Source organism: Ochrobactrum sp. MYb379, assembly GCF_037479515.1.
Classification (GTDB): Bacteria; Pseudomonadota; Alphaproteobacteria; order Rhizobiales; family Rhizobiaceae; genus Brucella.
This window is the reverse complement of record NZ_JBBGYW010000014.1, coordinates 15,382-41,082: the sequence shown is the minus strand read 5'-3', so window position 1 is coordinate 41,082 and position 25,701 is coordinate 15,382. Positions and strand designations below refer to the sequence as shown.

The following is a 25,701-nucleotide window of genomic DNA, read 5'->3' as shown; positions in this document are numbered from 1 at the left end:
TCTTGGAATAGTAATTTGACCACCCTGAAAGCGACAACTGCGGAAAGCGCAGATAAATCCTTCTTTGGCTTCCCAATGGCGGTTGTCTTCGTACTTTGCTATTTTGCCTTTCAGGCTATCCTTGTGACATTCGTCTCTAACGGCGCAGGCTTGGACGATGCAGAGCAACTCGCAAATATAGGCTATCTCGATTGGGGGTATGGCGGCTCACAGCCGCCTCTCTATACCTGGATAACGAATATTGCCGCGTCCGTTCTGGGCACATCAATGCTGACGCTTCAAATCGTCAAGTTTAGTATGCTCGCCAGCTTATTTTTAAGCGTATTTGGCGCAATGCGACTTTTAGGCTTCTCGCGAATTGTCGCTTCGGCATCAATGCTGGGACTATTTCTCGTTCCGCAAATAGGCTGGGAATCTCAGAGAGCACTAACACATTCTATTGCCGGGACAGCAGGATGCGGCTGGGCTTTTCTCACCTTCGCCTGGTACATGCGAGATAAAAGCATGTTAGCCGCAGTTGCCCTCGGCATTGCAATGGCTGCCGCTGTACTGGGTAAATTTAACGCATCTATATTTATAATAATGCTGATTGTTACCGGGCTTTCAGTAGCAGAATACAGAAAAGTACTACTATCAAAGATAACTTTTTTGACGGTGGGTGCATTTGCTATCTGCTTTGCTCCAACCGCTAATTGGATGATCGCGCATAAAGCAAGTGTTGTTGCACGTTCAGAAAAGCTTCAGATTGGTGCAACCGGTAACTTATTTTTTGATCGACTGCACGGCGTCGGTAGCTTCATTGAAGCTACATTTCTTTTTTCCGTTCTGGTGATCGGTATAGCTTTCATCATATCACTTATTCATTCTGCCAAACGCACGTCACCAAACCAACCGATTACGGCGGGTGAGACATTCATGCGGCGTATTCTCGTTGTGGGAATTATTATCGTATTGTTTGGAGTGATAGTAGCCGGTGTCAGCAACATCAAAGATCGCTGGCTGCAACCCGTACTTTTTCTCACACCAGCAGTGATAGCCTGCCTATTTTCAGAATACCGTCGCCACTCACGCGCACTATTACAATTTTCAGCCGTTAGTATTGTCTTCGCACTGATCGTACCGCCGGTACTTGCGTATTATCTCATCTATGGGTCGGGCAATCCGCCATATGGTCAGCTGGATTACCAGAGTCTTTATCAGGAAATGCGTCAAGACGGAGATTTCAAAACAATCCTGACCGACAATGCGCAAATCGCCGGAAATTTCAGAATTTTTGAACCGTCCATTCAAGTGATCCATCCGGAAACACCAAATGGAGCGTTTAATGCTGAAAGGCCTGCGCTTATAATGTGGTTCGGGGGTGCATCACCAAATGAGCGCGTAACGAACCTCATGAATCAAGCAAAAATCACAATACCAGAGAACGGCGTAAACACGACAACTGTCGTTTATCGAACACGCCCAGACAAACATCTGACAGTCAGCTATTTTTTGCAGAAATAAAAAAAGGTCCGGGAAAACCCGGACCTTTTTGATTCACTCAACCGTTTCTTGAACAGCATGCGCAGTGCCTTTTACGTCGCGCCCCACACCGCGAACCGTGTTGGCACAGGAAGCTAACGTGAAAGCGCAAAGGACAATAGCAACAGGAACGATACGAGATAGCTTCATAGGGTCTCTCCACTGAGGTCACAGTCTAACAAATAAACCTCCCGAACGACCGGCCCGCCCTGCCCGGAATCCTGGTGGTGAAGCTGTTCTTACAGCTGTCATTTTAGCCATTTAGTGCAGGATTTATTCTCGACAAGAGCGCAGATCAACCGCACGCAACTGCAACGCTACCCCAACCCGAACGCAGCGTTTCAAAGCGACCACTGCGGCGATAGGATTCAAAGACATTGCGCAGATGATCCGCCACAACCTGAATATGTTGCCGCGCATCGGGCCGAATAATCATTCCGAGCTGATAGCGTCCCAATTCCGGTAGTCCATGCTCAGGACCAAGTGCGACAATGCCTTCACCAAGCAAGGTCTTACCAAAAGGTGCAATCGCGAGATCCGCTTGGATTGCTGCACGCTGACCTGTTGAGTGCGAACTCATATAGGCGATGCGATACTGCCGCCCCGAACTCTCGAGTGCTTCCAGCGCATTGCCGCGCCATGCACAGCCTTCTTCCCATATTGAGAGTGGCAGCGGGTCACGCCGATAAGCCGTTCCACATTTCGCACCCGCCCAAACGAGTTCCTCATCAAGCAGAACTTCGATGTCGCCCTTGCTCGGTACGGTATGGGAAAGGTTAACGAGCGTAACGTCCAGACGCCGCTCGTCTAAACGCTTACGAAGATTGGAACTTTGATCTATCACCACATCGACTGTAACGCCGGGATGTGTCTCGGCAAATCGCTTCAACACCAGCGGCAGAACACATTCGCCAATATCGTCGGGCGACCCCAAACGAACAACGCCAGTGATAGTGGGCGCCAGAAACTTCGCAACAGCTTCGCGGTTAAGGGCAAGCAACCGCCGCGCATAGCCGAGAAGCATCTCACCATCGCTCGTCAATGTCACCGACCGCGCGTCACGATCAAACACCACAACGCCTATTTGCTCTTCAAGCTTCTTAATTTGCATTGAGACGGCAGAGGGCGTGCGAAACACGACATTGGCCGCGGCAGAAAAACTGCCAGTGTCTGCGATAGCCGCGAATGTGCGCAATACATCAATATCGAGCATTGGCATTGGATGCTGAACCGGCGCTGTCATGATGAACTCCATAGCTTTCGCTAGTTCAATTTTTCTGATCTTATGGCTTTGTATATTTCGTTTGATTGAACGTCAAGATGGTCGCAAGCTTTGGGCATAGAGATCAAGCCACTCCCAAACACATGATCTCAATTTTGTCTGGAGAACGAAAATGAGCATTCAATGTGAAGCACTGCAAAACGAATGTGGGTCACGCTCGTCTTTGATCCCAAGCTGGCTCAAGGCGAACGTAGCAACATTCAGCGGATTTTATTCCAACTGGAAATACCAGCGACGCATCAAAAAAAGTCGTAGGGCATTGGAGGCCTTGCCCGAGCACATTCTGCACGATATCGGCTGGCCATGCGTCGATGATCGACTACCCGCTCAAACCCTGAAAAACCGGAACACTTAAGTAATATTGCAAATTGAGGGCAGGATATTCCATGCCTTCAATTTAGCGACACGGAGAAACCAATTTACGGCAGGCATTTAGCCGCACTATTCAATCTGAGCGTTCTATGTCTCAATATGCCTGTCCTGTTTGCGCCATAGCCACCCCCTATAAAACAAGGCTGTAGCAACAGGATGACCGGTCAAAAAACGACCGGATGACAAGACCGGTGAAAATTCCGGTGTCATGACGGAGGCACAAGGTCTGAATTGCGTCGGGAACCGCAACAAGGCTTTTGAGAATGGGAACGGTCAGGCTATGATTGAAGCTTCATCGATTAAGCGATCTATTGTTTTTTTTCTGGTGCCGGACTTTTCGATGATCGCATTTGCGACAGCGATTGAACCGTTGCGCATTGCCAATCGAATGCTGGGCTATGAAGCCTATCGCTGGCGGCTCACCTCGACCGATGGCAAGCCAGTCAAAGCATCGAACGGCGTGGAATGCGCCGTCAATGCTTCGCTGGAAGACGAACGTCGTTTCCTTCAACGCGAGCAACGTCCATCCATGGTGTTCGTTTGCTCTGGCGTTTATGTCGAAGAGTTCCGCAACAAGTCTGTCTTTGCCTGGCTGCGTGAGGAATATAACCGTGGGGTGGCAGTAGGTGGCCTCTGCACCGGCGCGCATATTCTAGCAGCCGCCGGACTTCTCTCCGGCAAACGCTGCGCAATCCACTGGGAAAACTTGCCGGGGTTTTCCGAAGCTTTTCCAAAAGCGGAAGTCTATGCTGATCTCTTTGAGGTGGACGGCAATATTTACACCTGCGCTGGCGGTACAGCAGCGCTCGATATGATGCTGAAACTGATTGGTGATGACTTCGATGACAATCTGGTCAACCGTATCTGCGAACAAGCACTAACCGACCGCGTTCGCAATCCGCATGATCGTCAGCGCCTGCCACTGCGGGCGCGGCTTGGCATTCAGAACTCAAAAATTCTGACCATAATCGAAATGATGGAAGCCAATCTTTCCGAGCCAGAAACTCTCATTGATGTCGCACATAGCATTGGCCTGTCGCGCCGTCAGGTCGAACGGCTCTTCCGGCAGGAAATGGGCCGCTCACCAGCGAGATATTATCTTGAAATCCGCCTTGATCGGGCGCGACATCTTCTGTTGCAATCCTCTATGCCGGTGGTGGAAGTCGCCGTTGCATGTGGCTTTGTTTCCGCGTCGCATTTTTCCAAGTGTTATCGCGAACTTTATGGTCGTTCACCCCAACAGGAACGAGCAGATCGCAAAATGCTGATAGCAGCCTGATTACATCAAAAGCCATGCTACAAAGCGTGGCTTCTTATTTTAAATCAGTGTGATAGCCACGCACCATGAATCAAAATCTCAATATCGCACGCATATGAAAATCAACATTTCGGCTCAATCAAATACACATTTAACTTCGGTCGCCGGACGCTCTGATTATGTCGTAGAATGACTATTGTTGGCTCACACCAATCACTATGATTCCATCAAATTATAAATGGGATCGCATAAAATGGCAGAGTTTCCTAAGAAGGCAAAAGTCGTCATTGTCGGACTTGGCGGCATCGTCGGTGCATCGGTCGTCCACCACCTGATTGAGCGCGGTTGGGACGACATTGTCGGCATTGATAAGTCCGGCATCCCGACCGATATTGGCTCCACAGCCCACGCTTCCGATTTCTGCTATGCGACCAGTCACGATTTCCTATCGTGTTGGACCACGCTTTACTCCATCGATTTCTATGAAAAGATGGGGCATTACGCGCGCGTTGGCGGCATCGAAGTTGCCCGCGTCGACGACGATTCCCGTATGGAAGAACTAAAGCGCAAGGTTGCATCCGGCAAAGCTTTCGGCACACGTGCCCGCCTAATGGAGCCTTCCGAAGTCAAAGAGAAGTTCCCACTTATTGAAGAAAGCCTTGTTCAGGGTGGTCTTTGGGATCCGGATGCTGGTCTCGTTATTCCACGTTCGCAAACCGTCGCAGGCAAGCTGATCGACCAAGCCGAAGCCGCTGGCAAGCTGCAAAGCTTTGCGAATACACCCGCTCAGTCGCTTGTTATCGAGAACGGCCGCATCAAGGGTGTTGTCACCCATCGCGGTACAATTGAAGCCGATTATGTTGTTATTTGTGCCGGACTTTGGGGACGTCTGATTGCAGAAATGGTTGGCGAAGACCTGCCCGTGATGCCGATCGACCATCCGCTTACCTTCTTCGGTCCCTATAATGAATTTGCTGGCACCGGCAAAGAAATCGGCTGGCCACTTCTGCGCGATCAGGGCAACTCTGCCTATATGCGTGATACAGGCGACCCGAAGACTGCCGAAGGCGGCCAGATCGAATGGGGCTATTACGAGGAAACCAATCCGCGCCTGTGCCACCCTCGCGATCTGCTTGAAAAGCATGAAGCACGCCTGTCGCCCTCGCAGCGCGATCTCGATATGGAACAGGTGCTCGAACCGCTCGAACGCGCCATTGAATTGACCCCTATCTTGGGTGAACTTGGCTATAATGAAAGCCATTCCTTCAACGGCTTTCTGCAGGTGACAACCGATGGCGGCCCTTCGATGGGCGAAAGCCAAAAGGTGCGCGGCCTCTGGTATGCGGTTGCAATATGGGTCAAGGACGGCCCCGGCATGGGTAAGCTCATTGCGGACTGGATGACCGATGGGCGGACATCAATTGATCATCACGCTATCGACTATTCGCGCTTCTATCCGCATCAGATGACGGAGCAGTTCATCTGGGATCGCTGCACCGAAACGGCCATGAAGGTCTATAATCCAGCAGTGCATCCGCGTGAGCCATTCTCCAAAGGCCGCAATATTCGCCGCTCGCCTTTCTATGAGCGTGAAAAAGAACTCGGCGGCTACTTCATGGAGCTGGGCGGCTGGGAGCGTGCGCATGGCTATGCGGCCAATGAGCATCTGCTGGAAAAATATGGCGACCGCATTCCGGTCCGCGAGAACGAATGGGATAACCGCCATTTCTGGCGCGTTTCCAATGCCGAGCATCTCGCATTGAGCGAAGATTGCGGCATTATCAATCTCTCGCATTTCGCCATGTATGACATTGAAGGCCCGGATCATGTCGCGCTAATGGAGTGGCTTTGTGCCGCCAAAATCGGCGGCGATGCGAATATAGGCAAAGGCATTTACACGCACTTTCTCGACAATGAAGGCATGGTACGTGCAGATTTCACAGCAATCCGCATGGCCGACCGCATTCTTATGATCAACGGTGCAGATGCCGGTCCGCGTGATTTCCATTACATGCGCCGTGTGGCCGAAGATAAAGGCTTTGACGTTACCATCACCGATGTGACGGAGAAATATGTAACCATCGGCATTTGGGGACCGAATGCCCGCGCCAATCTCAAAAAGGTTGTCGAAGACCCGGATGGTCTTGATGCCGAAAACTTCGCTTTTGCAGCGATCAAGCCAATCCGCGTTGCAGGCAAAGACGTAACCGCCTTCCGTATTTCCTATGTCGGCGAACAGGGCTGGGAATTGCACATGAAATATGAAGACGGGCTTGCCGTCTGGGATGCGCTGCGCTCAACGGGTGCTATTGCCGTTGGCGTCGAAACCTACGCCAATACACGCCGCATGGAAAAGAGTCTGCGCCTTCAAAATGCTGATCTGCTCACCGAATATAACCTGCTGGAAGCTGATCTCGCTCGCCCGAAGGTGAAAGAAGCTGACTTCTGCGGTAAGGCAAAGCACCTCGAATATAAAGCCCGTGACCATCAGCCAGCAATGCTTTGCACTCTGGTCATGAGCGAAAATATCGATTCAAAAGGTGTTGCTCGCTATCCGGTCGGCATTTTGCCGGTGCTCGATCCAGAAACAGGCGAAACACTCGTTGATGAACTCGGACGCAGATCATTCACGTCGTCCATTGCCTATGGTCCAACCATCGGCAAGAATATCGCACTTGCCTATCTGCCATGGTCTTATTGTCAGGAGGGCCGCAAGCTGAATGTGGAATACTTTGGCGAGACCTATCCGGTCGAAGTCGTATCCATTGGCTATAAACCACTTTACGACCCGGAAAATCTTAAACCACGGAGCTGAAGCATGTCGCGGAAAAGTGGGAACCGGTTTTCCGATAACGATATGTGCAAAAAGAAAGCCGGGGCATAACCCCGGCTTTCTTCATTTAAAATCTGTGACTATTGAAAAGATGCCTTGCCGCCGGAAATGACAATCTTTTCATCGCCTTTCAGCGCTTCACGATCACCATTCGGAAACGTCACGAAGCAACCACCATCACAGAATTCGACGGTCTCACCCGCAGCAATCAGCATCTCGCGTTTTGATGCGCCTTCGGTCACAACGATTGTCTGTTCAGCTGCATCGTTATTGGAAACACTGGCAGCATAGAGGCTTGGCACAGAAAAAGAGAGTGCAAGCACTGCGCCGAGTACGACTTTGCCAGCAAAATGGACCTGAACTTTATTCATATCTTTTTCGGCGTTTCCGCCGCTCCCGCTACAAGCCGAAAACCGGCCCCACTCGTTTAAGCAGTCCCCTGCTCTCATTCTTTATTACTTATAAGACTTCAAAACTGAACCGCAACTGAACAGGCCGTTCATACCTTGTCATCATGTTCTGGTTTGTCAGCTTCCACAGGCTTTTCCTTACGCGGCTTTGCAGCGCGTGGAACTTCCCTATTCATCAAGTCTGACAGCTTTTCGATTTCAGGCACGCCAAGCACCAAATCCGTCGAAGACGAGGCCAATTGGATCCCTTCAGCATGGAACCGTTCAACAATCTGGAAGCGCAGCTCATTCTTGATACCACCCGTCGATGTAATATCTGCGACATGCGCATAGGCATCGAAAACCAGTAATGAATCCGTCATGCTTTGTAGTGCCACGAATGGCTCAGGATTTTTCAAAATCGATGGATGACCACGAATGATTTCTAACAGCAGGCCGTGAACACGGCGCGGCTCATCCGTATAAGCGGCCTGCACATTGATATCGATACGGCCCAGCTTATTCCGCAACGTCCAGTTACCGACATTGCCGTTAATCAGCGTCGAGTTCGGAACGACAATCGATTGTTTTTGGAAAGTTTCAACCTCAGTCGCGCGAACACTGATCTTTTTAACAATGCCGCTGACCGTTCCAGCTTCCACCCAGTCACCGACTTTGAACGGGCGTTCTGCCAGCAAAATAAGACCAGAAACAAAGTTCTGAACGATATTCTGAAGACCAAAACCGATACCAAGCGACAGGCCACCAGCGATCAGCGCCAGACTGGATAGATTGAAGCCAGCGGCGGATACCGCAACCAGCCCGGCAAGCACCAGCCCAACATAGCCGATAACAGTGCGGATAGAATTGCGAACACCTGAATCGACGCGACCGCGCGCAAGAACCTTGCTATCAAGCCAGTTTTGGAACCAATGCGTCATCAGATAGACGATGATAAACAGGCCCACGCCGGTCAGAATTCCCATCAGCGATATGGAAATGCTGCCAACCTGGAAGCCTGTCATCAAATGATAGAACGTGTTTTTGAGTTCGACCCATTGGAAGCCGAACTGCATCAACACCAGCGGTATGCCGACCAGGGCAACCGCAAGATTGATAAGAATGCCGACAACAAGTCCCAGCTGGTCCAGTTTCGCTTCATCGAAATGGAAGCGGTCACGCATTACCCGCCCAATTGGGCTGGACGCAAAGGCCTGTTCTTCAGAAATCGCACGTCCCGTCAAAAAGCCGAGATACATCGTCACGAGAAATGCGCCAGTGACAACGATCTGCTGCGCCATAAAGCGCGCAAGACCAATAAAGCCGAAGCAGGCTGTAACAATCGGAATAAGGCCAAGCAGAATCAGAAATACACGGAACGCTTTTGGCCAAGGGCGAATAGCTTCTCCAACGTTTCTCTCGATTGGTTTTACCAGCGCTATGATGAGGATGAGCACGCCGATTACAACCGTCGACAACAAGCTTTTGGCCATCGTCAAAGACAATGGCGACGACAAAACCTGATTAACCTTGCTGAAAAACGAATCCAGCCCGTTAATCAGTGCCATACCAGTTATGAGCCAAACCAATGCCCTGCCCGGACGCGGTGCTATAGGCACCAACCGCCAAGCGGGAGTGTAAGGGCTGATACAAGCAAATGCTAACCGGCTGATAAAGAAGACAATGCCGAGAACGATAAACAGCGATTGCAGCAGCGTCCCAATGTCGGGTCTGAGCACATTGAAGTAATCGAGACAGAAGTAAGTTGTAGCCAAGAAAACAGCAACAGCACCCGAAGGAATCGCCGTTGACCAGAAGGCGACCGACAAGCGGCTGAGATAAGAAGGCGCTTCGTTCGTTATATCACGCTCGTAAAGCGATCCCAGAACCCGTCGTGCACCAAGCTGAATAACCAAAGCAGCAATAACGGCAAAGAAAGCCGCAGCCAGAAATGAGTTGAGCTTAAAGGTAGAAACAAAGCGCCACCATGATTTCACGATGCTCCACAGGGAAACCATCTGATTTCCAGCGGCGGCTGTTACTTCTGAACCAAGCGTGAGATCAAGGTTCACACGTTGCGACAATGTCTGTGCGAACAGATCACGGCGCATATTGCCGATTTTTGCCGACATCTGATTGACAGCAAGTGAAGCGTCTTCAGTTTCACCGATAACCGCATTAATCTCGGCTTTCTCAGCGACTAACCTCGCACGCTCTTCGGCAACGATTGTCGGTTCCGCTGCCTGATCACCAGAAGGCGCTGCGCCCAACTGTTCGAGCCGCGTATTGATTTCCGTCAGTCGCGGACGAAAGGCGACACCAGCATCGAGTAGCTTTTTGGAAAGACCATCGAGCTGCAACTTGAAATTCGCCAGAGATTCGTCGTTCGTGACAGATTTCTGTAACTGGTCACTGATCGTTTTCGTCTGCTGCTTAAGATCGTTGATAACCGGCTTCTGCTGTTGCACGACGCCGGAGACGGGTGCGCTATTTTCAACAACAGCTTTTTCTTCCGGCACCGACTGTTCAGCGGCTACAGGAGCCTGCGGCTTCGACGCCTTGGGATCTTGCGCATTTGATTGCCCAATCGCGCACAGCGAAAAAGCCAAAGTTGTCATTGCGAATGCAACTGCGCGGAACGTCGATAAATATGTCAATTTCAACTCTGCCGGTTTCTCGATCTGCTTTTGAACATAAAGCGCATGATAACAGAAGCAATACTATGGCAAGCTCGATACCAAAATGGGCTTTTGATTTTATTCAGTGATTTCAAGACATCACCAGTACCCCATACAGAAAACGATTCCCTTTTTTGAATCGATGCTGTAGGTGTCATCGCTAAGCCTCGGTAAGAATACGATGTTTTTGAATCGGGCAATGCATAAAATCGAATAAACAGAACGGTTTAGCGACAAGCAAAATCATTCTTAAACTGGCTTATTTCTACGGAAAGACTGTCGAAGAAAGTTCGGGCGTTTTGATTAAAGGCATGAACAACGCAGATCAGCGCACTGATCGTTATTATCAGCATGGTTTCATGCTGGTTGTGACGTGCGTTCTGTCGTTTGCCGCCTTTCTGTTCGCAATAGACCTTTCTGCTCTTGGCGGCGAAACGAGCCGTGCACTTCCCGGAAAAATGGCTGCGCAGCAGATAGATAGCGCACCTGCACTTCCCCCACGCCAGCAATCCACACCGGCAACCCAGCCGATGCGTGCTGTCCTGACAGATGCGATAGCAGCAAAAATCAAGGCAGCTTATCCTCACGGAAATGGCGACGGAATCGCAACATTCTCCAGCGACATTGTCCTTTATGACGGGCAACCTGTCGAAGCAGCGACAAGCCCTCATTTTTTGAGGCTTTCGCAAAGCAGCTATGCTTCTGCTCGCGCACCACCAGCGATGGTGTAAATCCTTCTTTTGAAGGTGGCTTCGGCTAACCTTGAATCAATTACGAAAAAATGTGCCATAAGCCTTTGTTTTTATTGCAAACTTATAAGCACTCAATATCCGGAATTTCAACTCATGCGTACTTCTAAATGGGTCGCTGTGCTTTATGGACTGATCGTTTTGATCGGTGTCATTATTGCCTTGCCCAATTTCTTTACAAAGCAGCACCTCGAGGCGATGCCGTCGTGGTTCCCAAAACGACAGGTTACACTCGGTCTTGATCTGAGTGGCGGCTCCTACCTCGTTCTCGAGGTGGATGCAGCAAGCCTCAAAAGTGACCGCATGCGCGCACTGCTTGATGATGCGCGTGGGAAGCTGCGTGCTGAACGCATTCAGCCACAGTCGATCCGTGCAGTTGGCGATTCCGTCATCGTGACGATCCCGGATGCCGATCAGCGCGCGAAAGCCGATACAGCGCTTAAGACTCTGATCTCTCAGGTTAACACGACTGGCTTCGGCACCGCGATCAACGACATTGATGTAACCAGCAGCGACAATCAGATTCGTCTGACACTGACACAGGCTGGCTTTACATACCGCCTCGATGCAGCTCTCCAGCAGAGCCTTGAAATCATCCGTCAGCGTGTAGATCAGGTCGGTGTTGCCGAACCATCAATCCAGCGTGTTGGCTCTGACCGCATTGTTGTTCAGCTTCCAGGTCTTCAAGACCCAGCACATCTTCGCCAGCTTCTTGGCAGTACCGCGAAGATGAGCTTCCACATGGTAGCTGATGCCAATCCAAATGACGCACCACCTCCGGGCATCAGCATCTTGCCGGATTCTAAAGATCCAAACATCAAATATCCGGTTGAAGATCAGATCGCTCTTTCAGGCGAACGCCTGACCGATGCCCGTGCGGGATTTGATCAGCGCACCAATGAGCCAATCGTTTCGTTCCGCTTCGATAGCCTTGGCGCGCGTCAGTTCGCAGATATTACAACCAAAAATACTGGCCGTCCCTTCGCCATCGTCCTCGACGGCAAAGTTCTGACCGCTCCACGTATCAATGAACCGATCACGGGCGGCTCCGGTCAGATCACCGGCAGCTTCACGGTTCAGGACAGTGTTGTTCTTTCTGCACTGCTTCGCGCCGGCGCATTGCCTGCTCCGCTGACCGTAATCGAAGAACGCACCGTCGGTCCTGACCTTGGTGGCGATGCCATCAAGATGGGTCTGGTTACGGGTATCGCGGGCTTTATTCTTGTCGCGGTATTCATTCAGCTGCTTTACGGCGTCTGGGGTCTGATCGCCAACGTCGCGCTTTTGCTTCACACGCTGCTCACCTTCGCAGCATTGAGCCTTATTGGCGCAACGCTGACATTGCCGGGTATTGCGGGTATTATTCTGGGTATCGGTATCGCGGTTGACGCGAATATTCTGATCAACGAACGTATTCGAGAAGAAACGCGCAAAGGCCTCGGCGCTATGGCTGCGCTCGATAAGGGCTTCCATGCAGCCTTTGCAACGATTGTTGACTCGAACGTCACCTCGCTAATCTCGACCTTGCTGCTGTTCATGTTCGGCACAGGCCCGGTACGCGGCTTTGCTGTTGCAATGATGCTCGGTATCGTCATTTCGATGTTTACTGACGTTACGCTCGTGCGTATGGCGATGGCCTGGTATGTTCGCAAGCGCAAGCTCAAGGTGCTTGATATCAAGCCACTGATGAAGATTGCTCCGGAAAATCCAACTTTCCGCTTCATGAATGCACGCTTTGTCGGTATTGCCGTGTCCATCGTGTTGTCGCTTGCTTCGATTGGTCTGTTCTTCAAGCCGGGCCTCAATTACGGCATCGACTTCAAGGGCGGTATTCAGGCTGAAATCAGCACATCAAAACCAGCCGATCTCGCGCAATTGCGTGAAAAGCTCAGCGAACTTGGTCTTGGTGAAGTTGCCCTTCAATCAGCTGGTAGCCCGAACGATGTTCTGATCCGCATTCAGCGTCAGGATGGCGGCGAAGAAGCGCAGACGGTTGCCGTCAACAAGATGCGTGAAACGATTGCCGCAATCGACGCTGGCGCAAAGATCGAACGCGTTGAAGTTGTAGGACCAAAAGTCTCTGGCGAACTCGCTCGCTCTGGCTTCATTGCGGTCGTGCTTTCAGCGCTCGGAATGCTCATCTATCTTTGGTGGCGATTTGAGTGGTTCTTCGCGGTTGGCGCGATCATCACGCTCATTCTCGATACAACCAAGATGGTTGGCTTCTTCGCGCTGCTACAGCTCGACTTCAACCTGACGGCCATTGCAGCGCTTCTGACCGCTATCGGTTACTCGGTAAACGATAAGGTCGTGGTTTATGATCGCATGCGTGAAAACATGCGCCTTTATAAATCAAAGCCGCTGCGTGAGATCGTGGACATGAGTATCAATCAGGTGCTCATCCGCTGTATCTATACCTCTGTGACGACGTTCCTCTGCTTGCTGCCAATGGCAATCTGGGGCGGAAGTGCGGTTCATAACTTTGCCGTGCCAATGCTGTTCGGTATCTTTATCGCAACAACCTCGTCGATCTTCATTGCAGCACCGATCCTGCTTCTGCTTGGAAACTGGTGGCAACACCGTCAGGAAGCGCATCAGGCTGTTCTTGAAAACGGTACGACAACACAGAAGTAAGCTCATTGCCGGGCATGGTTTTCGCCATGCCCGGCTTCTTCCATAAATGTTCGCATGACTGAAATCGGGAAGGCCCCGCTATGCCCCATGACACGCCTCTGATTGCGACAATCGTCATTGGTCTGTGTCTTGCATTCATCTTCGGCACTATCGCCACCCGACTAAAAATCTCTCCCCTCGTTGGCTATCTTCTCGCAGGTGTCATTGCTGGCCCGCACACACCGGGCTTCGTTGCCGATCAGGACTTGATCCTTCAGCTAGCCGAAATCGGCGTTATTCTGCTGATGTTCGGCGTCGGCCTGCACTTCTCTCTCAAAGACCTTCTCTCCGTTAAAGCTATCGCCGTTCCCGGCGCACTGGCGCAGATTGCGACAGCTGCAGCACTCGGCACAGCGCTTGGCTTAGCGCTCGGCTGGGATGTAAAAGCCGGTTTGGTTTTCGGTCTCGCTCTTTCAACGGCAAGTACCGTCGTACTCCTGCGTGCAATGCAGGATATGCGCCTCATTGATACGGAGCGCGGTCGTATTGCGATCGGCTGGCTGATTGTGGAAGATCTCGCCATGGTCATGGCGCTGGTACTTCTTCCAGCCCTTGCCAGCATTGGCAGCGAAGCTGGCCATGCCGCGACAAGCGACCCCATCGCTCAATGGCTGGGCCTTGGCATTGGCGGCATCATTCTACTGACGATTGCCAAAGTCGTTGTCTTCATAGCGCTCATGCTGGTTGTGGGACGCAAAGTGATCCCATGGCTTTTGAACGTCATCGTTCAAACCGGCTCGCGCGAATTGTTCCGCTTAGGCGTTTTAGCAATTGCGCTTGGGGTAGCCTTTGGTGCGGCGCATTTGTTTGGCGTCTCCTTCGCGCTCGGTGCGTTCTTCGCTGGCATGGTGATGAGTGAATCGGAACTCAGCCATCGCGCAGCTGAAGAATCTCTGCCGCTACGTGATGCTTTCGCAGTCCTCTTCTTCATTTCCGTGGGCATGTTGTTTGATCCGATGAGCCTCATCCGTGATCCCCTGCCCCTCATTGCAACGCTTGCCATTATTCTCGTGGGCAAGTCGGTTGCCGCATTCTTTATCGTTCGCGCATTCAAACGTCCTGTTGGGACAGCGCTCACTATTTCCGCAAGCTTAGCGCAGATCGGCGAATTTTCGTTCATTCTTGCAGGGCTCGGCGTTGGGCTTAATCTTCTGCCACCAGAGGGGCGCGACCTAATCCTTGCAGGCGCTATCCTGTCGATCTTTCTCAATCCAGTGATGTTCATTGTCGCAGAGCGTCTGCGACCATGGATCGAAACGCGCCTCGGCGTTCAACCGTCCGATATCGGTAGCGCGGACGCTGACATCAGTATTTCTGAACCTGCACGACTTCCTCAGAGCAAGCTCAGGGATCATACGGTGATTGTCGGATATGGTCAGATTGGCCGTCGCGTGGCGGCAAATCTTCAGGAAAATCATATTCCTTTCCTCGTTGTCGAAGATTCGCCAAAGATTTATTTCAGATTGAAAGAAATCGGCATTGAAGCTATTGCGGGCAATGGCTCGGATGCTGAAATATGGGATACGGCGAATCCATCTTTTGCCCAAAATGTTGTGATTGCAATTCCGAATGCTTTTGAGGCAGGACGCATCACAAGTCTTGCAAGGCAGGCGAATCCAGATGTGCGCATTGTTGTGCGTGCCTGTTCGCAAGCCGAAGCTCAATATCTGCACGATCTTGGTGCAGACTCTGTCATTCTCGGCGAAGCAGAAATCGCCGCAGCAATGGAAAAGGCGATGAATAAGGAAGAACGGATTACGAGCGTTTCCACGATACACGCAAAGTCCGGGGCGGATGACAAAGGGGAATTTAATGCGAATTGAACGTGCGGTGGCCAGTTAATGAAGTTCAAGGATTATATCTGGCCGATCATTGGCCTTTGTGCAGTCGCTATATCTGTTTGGCTTCTATATCGGGAGCTGCGTAGTATTTCTCTCGATGACGTTCTGGATAGTCTTTACGCAATTCGCGCGCATCACTGGCTTCTATCTGCCGCAGCTGCACTTCTCGCCTATAGCTCGCTTGCCGGATATGATCGCATCGCGCTTCTTCACCTGCGTCGCAAAATTTCCTGGCTCTTCATCGCCCTTTGCTCGTTCACAACCTACGCTCTTTCGCACAATATCGGCGCATCGGTCGTATCGGGTGCTGTGGTTCGTTACCGCGCCTATTCTTCGCAAGGCATGCCGGGTAGTGAAATTGCTGTCCTGATTGCCTTCTGCTCCTTCACATTCATTCTCGGAGTGATCATCACTTCGAGTGTCGTTCTGCTACTGGAGCCGCATATTCTGATGCGCTTCAATGAGGAACTGACCCCGACAATCTCCGTCATTATCGCATTGGTGATGCTGGCGTTTGTTCTGCTTTATATTTTCGGAAGCTGGCTCCAGCTTCGCCCTTTGCAGATCGGCAAGTTTCGCCTGGAATATCCGCGTCTGCCTGTGGTCACACAGCAGCTTATCGTCGCTCCGCTGGAGCTTATTGGTGCAGCTGGCATCATCTATTTCGCACTGCCGGAAGCTGGAAATCCTGGTTTCCTGATCATCCTTGGCATCTTTCTGGTATCATTCTCAGCAGCGCTCATTTCACACGCTCCGGGCGGCCTTGGTGTGCTTGAACTGGTGTTCCTCACTGGCTTACCAGATATGAACCCCGCTGACGTTCTAGCTGCTCTGATCGTGTTCCGTCTGCTCTATCTTCTCATTCCATTTGCAATGTCGCTCATTGTTGTTCTCGTTTTCGAGAAATCGCAATTCGTGCTTCGCTGGAACGATAAACAAAAGAAATAGCATTGCAGAGGCGGGATTATTTTTTACACTCCCGCCTCTAATTGAATTTATTTTCCTTAAAATGATATGAAATAGCCCTTATCTTGGAAATTGCTTCGCATAACCTCCCAATGCAGAGCAAAAACAGCCTCCCAAGGCATTTTCCAAGAGGAACTAACGCATGCCTGCGACATTGATCATCCCCGGTTATAAGGGATCGGAAGCAGGCCACTGGCAGCGCCAATGGTTGCATGACGATCCGTCAGCAGTGCTCGTCGAACAAGACGACTGGCACTATCCGGTGCTATCCGACTGGATGCACGCGCTTGAAGCCAAACTCGCCGAAAATCCCGGCGCAGTTCTGGTTGCCCATAGTCTTGGTTGTATTCTTGTTTCTCATCTCGCAAGCCGCCCGGCTGCGGCACATGTTGCGGGTGCACTTCTCGTCGCCCCGGCAGACGTTGAAACCATGTCGCGCCGAGACAGCCGCTTTGCGAGCTTCGCACCTTTACCGCGTCATGAACTGGCATTCCCGTCGATTGTCGTTGCCAGCCGCGATGACGAATATATGAGTTTCGCTAAAGCCGAAGCTATCGCCAATGTCTGGGGTTCAGGCTTCGTCGATGTCGGCCATGCAGGACATATCAATGTGGCCAGTGGCTTCACGCATTGGCCAGAAGGCCCAATTCTCGCGTCGTCTCTTCAAAGAGAACCAATAACACACACGCTCTCCCAAGCAGCGTGACCGCGAACCGCCCGCTTCAATAAGCCGGGCGGTTCCATTTTTTCATAAGCGCATCTTCGCCGAAAACCGCTCAACATTTTTCGGGATGCGCTCTAGCTATGTTGTTTGCGCTCAAGCCAGATTTTGAAAACCAGCGTCACAAGCGCTATCAACGCCAATGTTGAAGCGGCAGCAAATGCCCCTGCTACGTTATAATCATTAAACAGCAGTTCGACCTGCAAAGGCAGTGTATTGGTTTTACCGCGAATAGCGCCCGATACAACAGATACAGCTCCGAACTCACCCATCACACGCGCATTACAAAGCACAGCACCGTAAAGCAGCGCCCATTTGATGTTGGGCAGTGTGACATAGAAAAATGTCTGGCAGGCGTTGGCTCCAAGCGTCAGAGCGGCCTCTTCTTCATCACTGCCCTGAACTTCCATCAGCGGAATAAGCTCACGCGCGACAAAGGGCGATGTCACAAACAGGCTCACGAGGAAGATCGCGGGAACCGTGAACATGATCTTGATATCGTAGCTCTCGAGCAACGGGCCGAGCAGTCCCTGTGAGCCATATAAGAAGAGATAGGTAACACCCGCTACAATCGGCGACACGGAAAACGGGATTTCGACAAAGGTAATCAGCAGCCTCCGCCCTGGAAACCGAAACTTCGTGACAAGCCATGCAACGCAAACGCCAAAGGCCATATTGATTGGCACAACGACAATCGCCGTCAGGATGGTTAGCCAGACCGCATGCAAGGTATCAGGCTTCAGGATTTCACTGAAAAAAACACCGACACCCTTGCTGAAGGCATAGGAAAAGATAATTGCCAGCGGCGCGCCAATGCAGATCGCAGAAAGAACAGCTGCAAGGCCAATCAGCAGGTTACGGACCGGACCGGGCGCATTGCGCGCCTGAACACTAGCGCTCTGCATAGCGAAGCTGCCTTGCCTGAATAAGATTGGTCACAAGAAGCATGAAGAAAGCCATCAACAGCATGACGAACGCCAAAGCAGCAGCGGCCGGATAATCATATTCATCGAGCCTGATGAAGACCAAAAGCGAGGTCACTTCTGTTTCAAAAGGCAGATTGCCGGAAATGAAAACAATGGATCCAAACTCGCCAAGGCTACGTGCAAAAGATAGCGAGGCACCTGCAAGAAAGGCCGGAAAGATAGTCGGCCAGATAATATGCGAAAAAATCTGCCACGGCTTTGCACCAAGGCTCCGTGCGGCCTCTTCAACATCAGCACTCATGTCTTCCAGCACCGGTTGCACGGTGCGGATGACAAAGGGAATACTCGTGAAAAACATCGCAACCATGATGCCCATCGGCGCATAGGCAACCTTGATGCCAATCGGCTCAAGGTATCTTCCAAACCAGCCATTGGGCGCAAACAGCGTGACCAATGCCAGACCCGCAATTGCTGTCGGCAGTGCAAATGGCAGATCAACAGCCGCATCGATCAATCGCTTGCCCGGAAACTGATAACGCGACAAAACCCAAGCAAGCAGCAAGCCAAACAACCCATTGAAGACGGTGGCCACCGCTGCCGCACTGATTGTAATGCGAAATGTCGCCAAAGCGCGTTCTGAAGTGACGATCCTCCAGAAATCGCTCCAGCCGAGGCTTGCAGTTTTCAGGATCATCGCCAAAAGCGGCAAGGCAACAATCACCGCCAGATAAAGCAAAGTGCAGCCGAGGGTCAGCCCGAACCCCGGCAGCACCGAATTGCGTTTCATGCTCAAAAGCGACACGAGAGCATTTCCAATATAGTTTGAGGCATTTGAAATGCTCTATCTGGTTTTACACGCATCTTAATCCGAAAACCGTTTCACACTTTTCGGAATGCGCTTTGGATTCTTCCAAAAGAAAGGCGGGGATCGAATGCCCCCGCCGGGTAGTTTTGTTTACTTGGCAGTAAAGAGCTTATCAAGCACGCCACCTTCGGCGAAGTGATCTTTCTGCACCTTGTCCCAGCCGCCAAAAGCATCTTCAACAGTCACAAGACGTACGTCAGGATAAATGTCTTTGTGCTTGGCAATGACATCCTTATCGTGGACGCGGTTGAAATTCTGGGCGAGAATTTCCTGACCTTCAGGGGAATAGAGATAATCGAGATAAGCTTCAGCAATCTTGCGCGATCCACGCTTGTCGACAACCTTATCAACCACCGTCACCGGGAATTCTGCAAGCAGGCTCACTTCAGGAACAACGACGTCGTATTTGTCAGCACCAAGAACCTTTTCAGTTCCACGGGTTTCGGCCTCAAACGTTACAAGAACATCGCCGATGCCGCGCTCAGCAAAAGTTGTTGTCGCACCACGGCCGCCAGTATCAAACACAGGGACGTTCTTGAAAATCTTGCCGATGAATTCGTGAACCTTGTCCTGATCGCCCTTGAAGGCTTCATTCGCATAGGCAGTTGCAGCAAGATAGGTATAGCGCGCATTGCCGGAAGTCTTAGGGTTCGGGAAGACAACCTTTACATCTTCACGCGCCAGATCGTCCCAGTTCTTGATACCCTTTGGATTGCCTTCACGCACCAGGAATGCCGGGAACGAATAATAAGGGGATGAATTGTTCGGCAGACGCTTCTGCCAATCAGCCGGGATCAGATCGCCCTTGTCATGCAGAACCTGAACGTCAGTCACCTGATTGAAGGTAACAACATCAGCTTCTAAGCCCTCGAGAATGGAACGAGCCTGCTTGGAAGAACCGGCGTGAGACTGATTAACGGTAAGATCTTCGCCGTTCTTGGCTTTCCAATCAGCGACGAATGCCTTGTTGACCTGCTCGTAAAGCTCACGCGCAATATCGTAGGAAACGTTAAGGATTTCTGTCGGCTGCTGAGCCTGCACAGGGACGGCACCCAAACCAAGAGCCACCGCCGCATATAGAATAATTTTCTTCATAGATCGCACCCTTCTCACTTTGCTTGCGCAAAGCGCCCATAAATCGACTTTCATTGGGAAACAAATCTACAGAGAGATAGACAAGAATCAATCTAAATCATTGATTTAAATATATAAACTACTATCATAACCATTATTGGAAACCGTACCTAGCAGCAAAATCCGGTGGAGAATAATTTTCTAAATAGCCTTTAAAGCACGCAATAAAAACCAGAAAGCCGGAAGCTTTTGCTTCCGGCTTTCGAAACTTAATCCGCTTGTTAGAGCTTACCAGAACCCGCGATGCTGCCAGCACCAGAGAAAATTTTGCTCGCCGCGTTCAACGCGATTACGGCGTCGCCGGGCAATTTCATCAGCATTCAGCTTCATGCCGCGCCACGGCTGTTCCAGAGATGCCATGACTGCCAGTGCGCCACTTTTCAGGCTTTTAATCAGCAATAAAAATTTGCGGTTCATAACAGCCTCCCGTTAGCATCAACACTTCAAAGCCGCGTTTTCGCCACAACATTGAACGATGTGTTAATTTTGAAGGCTTCTACGAGAAAGTCAATATCCTACTTATTCTATAGGAATTAACAGGATGAAATATTTTGCGAGCAACCGCGCAGCTGCTCGCAAAATTATTCCGTTTTACACCTCGTAATCGTCAACCGGCCGAATACGAACCTTTTCGACATGTCGACCATTCATCGAATGGATCGTAAACTCGAACCCGTCGGAAACGAAGCTCTCACCACCCAGCGGCAAATGCCCAAGGTGCCAAATGACATAACCGGCCAGTGTCGTGTAACGATCACTGTCATCCACAAGATCGCGTTGAAGAATGCTGCTCATACGACGAATGTCGGTGAAGCCATCGACCAGATAACCACCCTGCCCATCCGATTCTGCAACAGATGCCTCTTCGTCTTCATCCGGGAATTCGCCCGCGATGGCCTCAAGCACGTCGGTCGGTGTAACCACACCTTCAAACGAGCCGTGCTCATCAATCACTACAGCAAGCTGTACCGGTGAAACACGCAACTGCTCCATAACGCGCAAAACATTCGCATTTTCATGAACCACGAGCGGCTGCTTAACGACATTATTCCAGTCAATCGGCTTCTTGTCGCTCATATCGAGCAACAAGTCTTTGACCAGCGCCACACCGACAAATTCATCGACCTGACGGCGGGCCACGACGACCCGCGAATGCGAAAGCTCGCGAATTGCCTGATGCAATTCCGCTTCGTCTTCATCCAGATCAAGCCATTCGATCTCATTACGCGGCGACATGATGGTGCGTACAGGGCGATCTGCAAGATCGAGAACGCCGCGGATCATCTCTTTTTCTTCCGGCAGGAAGATGTCGTTGGATGCCGTTTGCTGCGCAATCACATCAACTGTATCGGAGAGCGGATTGTCATCGCGCTGACCACCGAGGAGCCGCAAGACGGCTCCCGCGGTGCGCTCGCGCAGATCGTTGGTTGTCACCAGCTTCTCACGATTCTTACGCGCCATCTGGTTGGCTGCCTCAATCAATACCGAGAAGCCGATAGCGGCATAGAGATAGCCCTTTGGAATATGGAAGCCAAAGCCTTCAACGACCAGACTGAAGCCGATCATCATCAGGAAGCCAAGGCAGAGAATAACAACCGTCGGATGTTTATTCACAAAATCCATGAGCGGACGCGCTGCGAGCATCATAACGCCCACAGCGATAACGACCGCTATCATCATCACAGGAAGATGCTGCACCATGCCGACAGCTGTAATCACGCTATCGAGCGAGAACACCGCATCGAGCACAACGATCTGAACAATGACCTGCCAGAAAACTGCATGAACGACACGCGAGTTCTTTGGCCCATGGGCACCTTCAAGGCGCTCATGCAACTCCATTGTACCCTTGGCGAGCAAGAAGAGACCACCGACCAGCATGATAAGGTCGCGACCGGAGAATGAAAGCTCCATCACGGTAATCAGCGGTTCGCGCAGCGTCACGATCCACGAGATCGATGCCAGAAGCGCAAGGCGCATGACCAAGGCCAATGTGAGACCAATTATACGCGCACGATTACGCTGATGCGGCGGAAGTTTATCGGCGAGAATTGCGATAAAAACGAGATTGTCGATGCCGAGAACAATCTCCAGCACCACCAATGTTACCAGACCTATCCAGGCATTGGGGTCGGCAATCCAGTCCATGGACCAATCCATGATGTGTCGGCTCCTATAAAATCAAAAAGAAGGGGAAACAGAAAAAACGCCGCATGCGTTTTCTTCCCGAACCGTAGAAAAACGGATCGGCGAGAAGAAACTGCAAACGGCGTGAGTAAGCTCAAAGCCTTTTAAGTCCGACGCTCCCTGAAAGGGAGCGGGACTTCGTGAAGACGGGTCGTCAGAACTGTCGTCGGGCATAAAGCGCGATGAACCTTTTAAAAAGACATGAAAGGAGCTGCTTGCTCACCCTCAAATGCCATGTTGTTAAATAAGCATAAGATTGCTGCATTATGCAGACGCGCGGCTCACGCGCAAGACCATATGCTATTCTGCTGGAGAAACATGAACGCCGCGCTTACGCTCACGACGCGGACGGCCCTTGAAAAAGCGCATACCAAACAAGGTTGCAACGATCGTCACGAGCGTGACCCCGACAACGGCCCAGAACATGTGATCGCCATCCATCTTCGCAAAAATACCGATTCCACGACCCGCGAGCCAGCCCGGCAAGAACATGACAGGTGCCCAGACCATAGCAGAAAGAACGTTTGCCGTCTGGAACCGCTTCTGATCCATCGACATCATGCCTGCAACCATCGGCACCGTGCAGCGCACCGGACCAAAGAAGCGACCGAGGAATACCGCGGAAAAACCATAACGGCGAAAAAGCAAGCGCGCGCGCGCTATACCAGTACGATGCTTATTGAGCGGCCATTTGTGAATAATGCTGCGACCAAGCCACCAGCCAAGCAAATAGGAAACGATATCACCGATTACGGCACCAATGACCGCACCAATGATAATAGGCCATGGCTCAACGATACCAGCACCGACGAGACCACCAATCGCGAGCATGATCGGCGTAGCGGGAATAAGCATTCCAATAATAGCGAGTGACTCGCCGAAGGCGATGACGCCCACGATAGGAGCGGCCCATGCCCGATGATCGGAGATGAACTGTCCGAGGTCGCTGATTATGCTTTCCATTCCGTCCTCAAAATGCCGCGAACCGGATTATGAAAACGCGTCCCAACCTTGGGTGCGGCTTCGGGTTTTCTTAAACGAGGACAATCCGGTGCGTGAACCCCTCGCCTGCCTGCGCGTAACAAACGCTTGCAGCATCTTCTCAATGGCAAAAATCATATTCGCCTATCAAGTCTTTTATATGCCGAAGCATCTCAGACAAGCATCAAAAATTGATGACATGACTGCGACATTTGCGGCGCGCTCATAAAAAGCCGGAAGCAATCATTATCACAATACACAAAAGCATGTGATTTGAGCTTCATGCATATGGAAATTCAGGCGCTTCGTTGCAACCACACACTGAAAAAATGTTTCAAAAACAGAATCATGAATGATTTGATTCCATAAATTCGACCACACATCAGCAATCAAAAGACGCATACCAGAGATGTGCACGATATGCGCGCAATTGGTAACTTAGAAAAACCCAGTATTTCCGGGACTTTTAAAATTCATTCCACTTTTTTTCGTTTTTTTTCAATTGGAGGCTAGACACAAAGAAAAGTGGCCTTTATAGAACCGCTCACTGCACCGGGGCCGCTGCCTCGGAGTAGCGAGTGGGTGATTAGCTCAGTTGGTAGAGCAGCTGACTCTTAATCAGCGGGTCGTAGGTTCGATCCCTACATCACCCACCATTTTCTCCTTTCTTACAAAGAGTTACCGCTGATTACCGAATGCCCGGGCAAGGGCAACGGGAAAACTCTTTCGAAAAATTCCAAACCGCTATCGCCTAACTTTTAGTTCGCTGAAAAGAACGATTCCTTACAAATAGAAATGGCGAAACTGGCACAGTGGTACTATGAGTGCCACATGACCCCCAAAAGCCTTGGCTACACCTTCACACTTCTCGCCGTCACCATCTTCGCAACACAAGACGGTATTTCGAAGTATCTCGGCTCACACTATTCGCCCATCTTTATTACGATGGTGCGTTATTGGGTTTTTGCAGCCTTCGTGATTCTTGTTGCTACGCGTTCAGGGGGAATCGCACGCGCGGCTTCGACAAAGCGCCCAGTCTTGCAGATTCTTCGCGGAATACTGCTCGCAGCCGAAATCGTTATACTCGTTTACGGCCTCAGCCGCGTCGGTATGGCCATGACGCAGTCAATCTTTCAGGCAGCCCCGCTGCTAATCACAATGCTCTCAGTGCCGCTCCTTGGCGAAAAGGTCGGCTGGCGTCGCTGGGTCGCGATTTTCGTGGGCTTATTTGGCGTCCTACTGATTATCGACCCGACACATGTGCAGTTTGACTGGGCGCTCATGTTTCCGATTACCGCCACAGTCATTTTTGCATTTTATGCGATTGCCACACGCGCAGTCAGCAAAACTGACACCTCAATGACCAGCTTTTTCTATACTGGCATTGGCGGCGCAGTTGTTCTCACCATGATCGGCCTATTCCATGTCGAGTCTATCGCTCTGCACGATTGGCCATGGATGGCAGCGCTCTGCGTAACAGGCATCGCCAGCCACTATTGCCTCATTCGCGCTTACGACATTCTTGAAGCCGTTGAAGTGCAGCCGCTGACATATCTACAGTTGGTCGTAGGCGCTTTGATTGCCGTATTGGTCTTCCACGAACAGCTAACCTGGAACGTTCTGACAGGCGCAAGCATTGTTGTGGCAGCTGGCCTCTTCTCAATGTTCAGAGAAAGATTGCGCGCAAAACGAGCATCATAACATTACCAATTATTAATTGGCTTGTTCATATCAGGTTCACCTAAAATGACCGACATTACTCACACGCCAATCAATGGCGCCCTTGTATAGAGTGATGGAGTCATAGAACCATGAAATCGAAGACCTTGTATGTTGCAGTTATCGCGTCAGCATTGCTTTCTACCGCTGCCTTTGCGCAGGAAAAAGCAACCGAAAATACAGGAAAATCGGCGACGGATACTTCCATTACACAAACTGATGGAACCAAAGGCAAGCGCGGACCAATTGATCTGGAAAAGTTCTCCCGCATGGAAGAACTAAAAGCCGCAGATACCAATGGTGACGGTGTTCTGTCTCGCGATGAAATCGAAGCGCTTGCCCTTAAGCGCATGGTAAGCCGTGCAGCAGATCGCTTAGAACGCCGCCTTGACGTTAAGGGCGATGGCAAAATCACGCTCGAAGCGATTGAGAAGCAGCGCCAGAAGGAATTCGCAGCGCTTGATCGCAACGAAGACGGCCAGCTTGATCGTCATGAACTGCGCGCGGCCAAGAAACTCCACCACGGTCCAAAGGGTCCGCATCATGGCGGCAAGGGCAAGATGGAACATCATCACCCAAAGCCTCAGCAGTAAAACTGCATCAATA

Annotated in this window: 21 protein-coding genes and 1 tRNA gene; 12 read left to right on the top strand and 10 right to left on the bottom strand. The window is 51.0% G+C overall.

Annotated features, from left to right (window positions below; translation table 11 throughout):
- Positions 1-15 precede the first annotated feature (15 nt).
- The gene (locus tag WH356_RS19340) at positions 16-1,503 is read left to right on the top strand and encodes an ArnT family glycosyltransferase (RefSeq protein ID WP_339513725.1); all 1,488 of its coding nucleotides are present in this window, start codon (positions 16-18) and stop codon (positions 1,501-1,503) included.
- Positions 1,504-1,536: 33 nt separating this feature from the next.
- On the opposite strand, the gene WH356_RS19335 is transcribed toward WH356_RS19340, so the two are convergent.
- A complete protein-coding gene (locus tag WH356_RS19335) occupies positions 1,537-1,671 on the bottom strand; it encodes an entericidin A/B family lipoprotein (protein WP_007875604.1) in 135 nt (44 codons plus the stop codon).
- A gap of 145 nt (positions 1,672-1,816) precedes the next feature.
- Complete coding sequence (locus WH356_RS19330; protein WP_339513723.1) at positions 1,817-2,764, bottom strand: LysR substrate-binding domain-containing protein; 948 nt, start codon at positions 2,762-2,764, stop codon at positions 1,817-1,819.
- Between the two features lie 691 nt (positions 2,765-3,455).
- Here WH356_RS19330 and WH356_RS19325 point away from each other — a divergent pair.
- Together WH356_RS19325 and WH356_RS19320 are read left to right on the top strand one after the other, a co-directional pair.
- Positions 3,456-4,454 (top strand): GlxA family transcriptional regulator, encoded by a 999-nt coding sequence (locus WH356_RS19325; protein WP_339513721.1) that lies wholly within the window; start codon positions 3,456-3,458, stop codon positions 4,452-4,454.
- Between the two features lie 232 nt (positions 4,455-4,686).
- A complete protein-coding gene (locus WH356_RS19320) occupies positions 4,687-7,248 on the top strand; it encodes a GcvT family protein (protein ID WP_339513719.1) in 2,562 nt (853 codons plus the stop codon).
- A 98-nt stretch (positions 7,249-7,346) separates the two neighbouring features.
- On the opposite strand, the gene WH356_RS19315 is transcribed toward WH356_RS19320, so the two are convergent.
- A complete protein-coding gene (locus WH356_RS19315) occupies positions 7,347-7,637 on the bottom strand; it encodes a hypothetical protein (protein ID WP_339513717.1) in 291 nt (96 codons plus the stop codon).
- Positions 7,638-7,765: 128 nt separating this feature from the next.
- Positions 7,766-10,312 carry a mechanosensitive ion channel family protein gene (locus tag WH356_RS19310; RefSeq protein WP_339513715.1) on the bottom strand — a complete coding sequence of 849 codons (2,547 nt, stop codon included), beginning with the start codon at positions 10,310-10,312 and terminating at the stop codon, positions 7,766-7,768.
- 332 nt (positions 10,313-10,644) lie between these two features.
- Here WH356_RS19310 and WH356_RS19305 point away from each other — a divergent pair, with 332 nt between their 5' ends.
- From WH356_RS19305 to WH356_RS19285, 5 genes are all read left to right on the top strand, one after another.
- Positions 10,645-11,064, top strand: coding sequence for a hypothetical protein (locus WH356_RS19305; RefSeq protein WP_339513713.1), 420 nt, complete (start codon positions 10,645-10,647; stop codon positions 11,062-11,064).
- A gap of 114 nt (positions 11,065-11,178) precedes the next feature.
- Positions 11,179-13,716, top strand: a complete 2,538-nt coding sequence (secD, locus tag WH356_RS19300) for a protein translocase subunit SecD (RefSeq protein ID WP_339513711.1) — start codon at positions 11,179-11,181, stop codon at positions 13,714-13,716.
- An 80-nt stretch (positions 13,717-13,796) separates the two neighbouring features.
- On the top strand, positions 13,797-15,578 hold the full coding sequence (gene ybaL, locus WH356_RS19295) for a YbaL family putative K(+) efflux transporter (protein WP_421565808.1): 1,782 nt from the start codon (positions 13,797-13,799) through the stop codon (positions 15,576-15,578).
- An 18-nt stretch (positions 15,579-15,596) separates the two neighbouring features.
- Positions 15,597-16,544: a lysylphosphatidylglycerol synthase domain-containing protein gene (locus WH356_RS19290; RefSeq protein WP_339513709.1), complete on the top strand. Its 948-nt coding sequence runs from the start codon at positions 15,597-15,599 to the stop codon at positions 16,542-16,544.
- Between the two features lie 160 nt (positions 16,545-16,704).
- Complete coding sequence (locus WH356_RS19285) at positions 16,705-17,268, top strand: alpha/beta hydrolase (RefSeq protein WP_339513707.1); 564 nt, start codon at positions 16,705-16,707, stop codon at positions 17,266-17,268.
- 92 nt (positions 17,269-17,360) lie between these two features.
- On the opposite strand, the gene cysW is transcribed toward WH356_RS19285, so the two are convergent.
- The 6 genes from cysW to WH356_RS19255 form a co-directional block, all read right to left on the bottom strand.
- Positions 17,361-18,188, bottom strand: coding sequence for a sulfate ABC transporter permease subunit CysW (gene cysW, locus WH356_RS19280; RefSeq protein WP_339513705.1), 828 nt, complete (start codon positions 18,186-18,188; stop codon positions 17,361-17,363).
- The gene (gene cysT, locus WH356_RS19275) at positions 18,175-18,996 is read right to left on the bottom strand and encodes a sulfate ABC transporter permease subunit CysT (protein WP_339513838.1); all 822 of its coding nucleotides are present in this window, start codon (positions 18,994-18,996) and stop codon (positions 18,175-18,177) included. The genes cysW and cysT overlap by 14 nt, the downstream gene beginning before the upstream one ends.
- A 168-nt stretch (positions 18,997-19,164) precedes the next feature.
- Entirely contained in the window at positions 19,165-20,169 is a 1,005-nt protein-coding gene (gene cysP, locus WH356_RS19270) for a thiosulfate ABC transporter substrate-binding protein CysP (protein WP_250038915.1), read from the bottom strand.
- 267 nt (positions 20,170-20,436) lie between these two features.
- Positions 20,437-20,625 carry a hypothetical protein gene (locus WH356_RS19265; protein WP_339513844.1) on the bottom strand — a complete coding sequence of 63 codons (189 nt, stop codon included), beginning with the start codon at positions 20,623-20,625 and terminating at the stop codon, positions 20,437-20,439.
- Between the two features lie 174 nt (positions 20,626-20,799).
- The gene (locus WH356_RS19260) at positions 20,800-22,368 is read right to left on the bottom strand and encodes a TerC family protein (RefSeq protein ID WP_339513703.1); all 1,569 of its coding nucleotides are present in this window, start codon (positions 22,366-22,368) and stop codon (positions 20,800-20,802) included.
- A 327-nt stretch (positions 22,369-22,695) separates the two neighbouring features.
- Complete coding sequence (locus WH356_RS19255) at positions 22,696-23,358, bottom strand: DedA family protein (protein WP_339513700.1); 663 nt, start codon at positions 23,356-23,358, stop codon at positions 22,696-22,698.
- On the opposite strand from WH356_RS19255, the gene WH356_RS19250 reads away from it, so the two are divergent.
- The 4 genes from WH356_RS19250 to WH356_RS19235 all read left to right on the top strand — a co-directional run bounded on the left by WH356_RS19250 (position 23,348) and on the right by WH356_RS19235 (position 25,688).
- A complete protein-coding gene (locus WH356_RS19250; protein WP_339513698.1) occupies positions 23,348-23,605 on the top strand; it encodes a hypothetical protein in 258 nt (85 codons plus the stop codon). The two genes, WH356_RS19255 and WH356_RS19250, sit on opposite strands and share 11 nt — an antisense overlap.
- 351 nt (positions 23,606-23,956) lie before the next feature.
- Positions 23,957-24,032: transfer RNA gene (locus tag WH356_RS19245), tRNA-Lys, on the top strand.
- Positions 24,033-24,207: 175 nt separating this feature from the next.
- Entirely contained in the window at positions 24,208-25,077 is an 870-nt protein-coding gene (locus tag WH356_RS19240) for a DMT family transporter (protein WP_339513696.1), read from the top strand.
- Positions 25,078-25,187: 110 nt separating this feature from the next.
- Entirely contained in the window at positions 25,188-25,688 is a 501-nt protein-coding gene (locus WH356_RS19235; protein WP_339513694.1) for an EF-hand domain-containing protein, read from the top strand.
- Positions 25,689-25,701 lie beyond the last annotated feature (13 nt).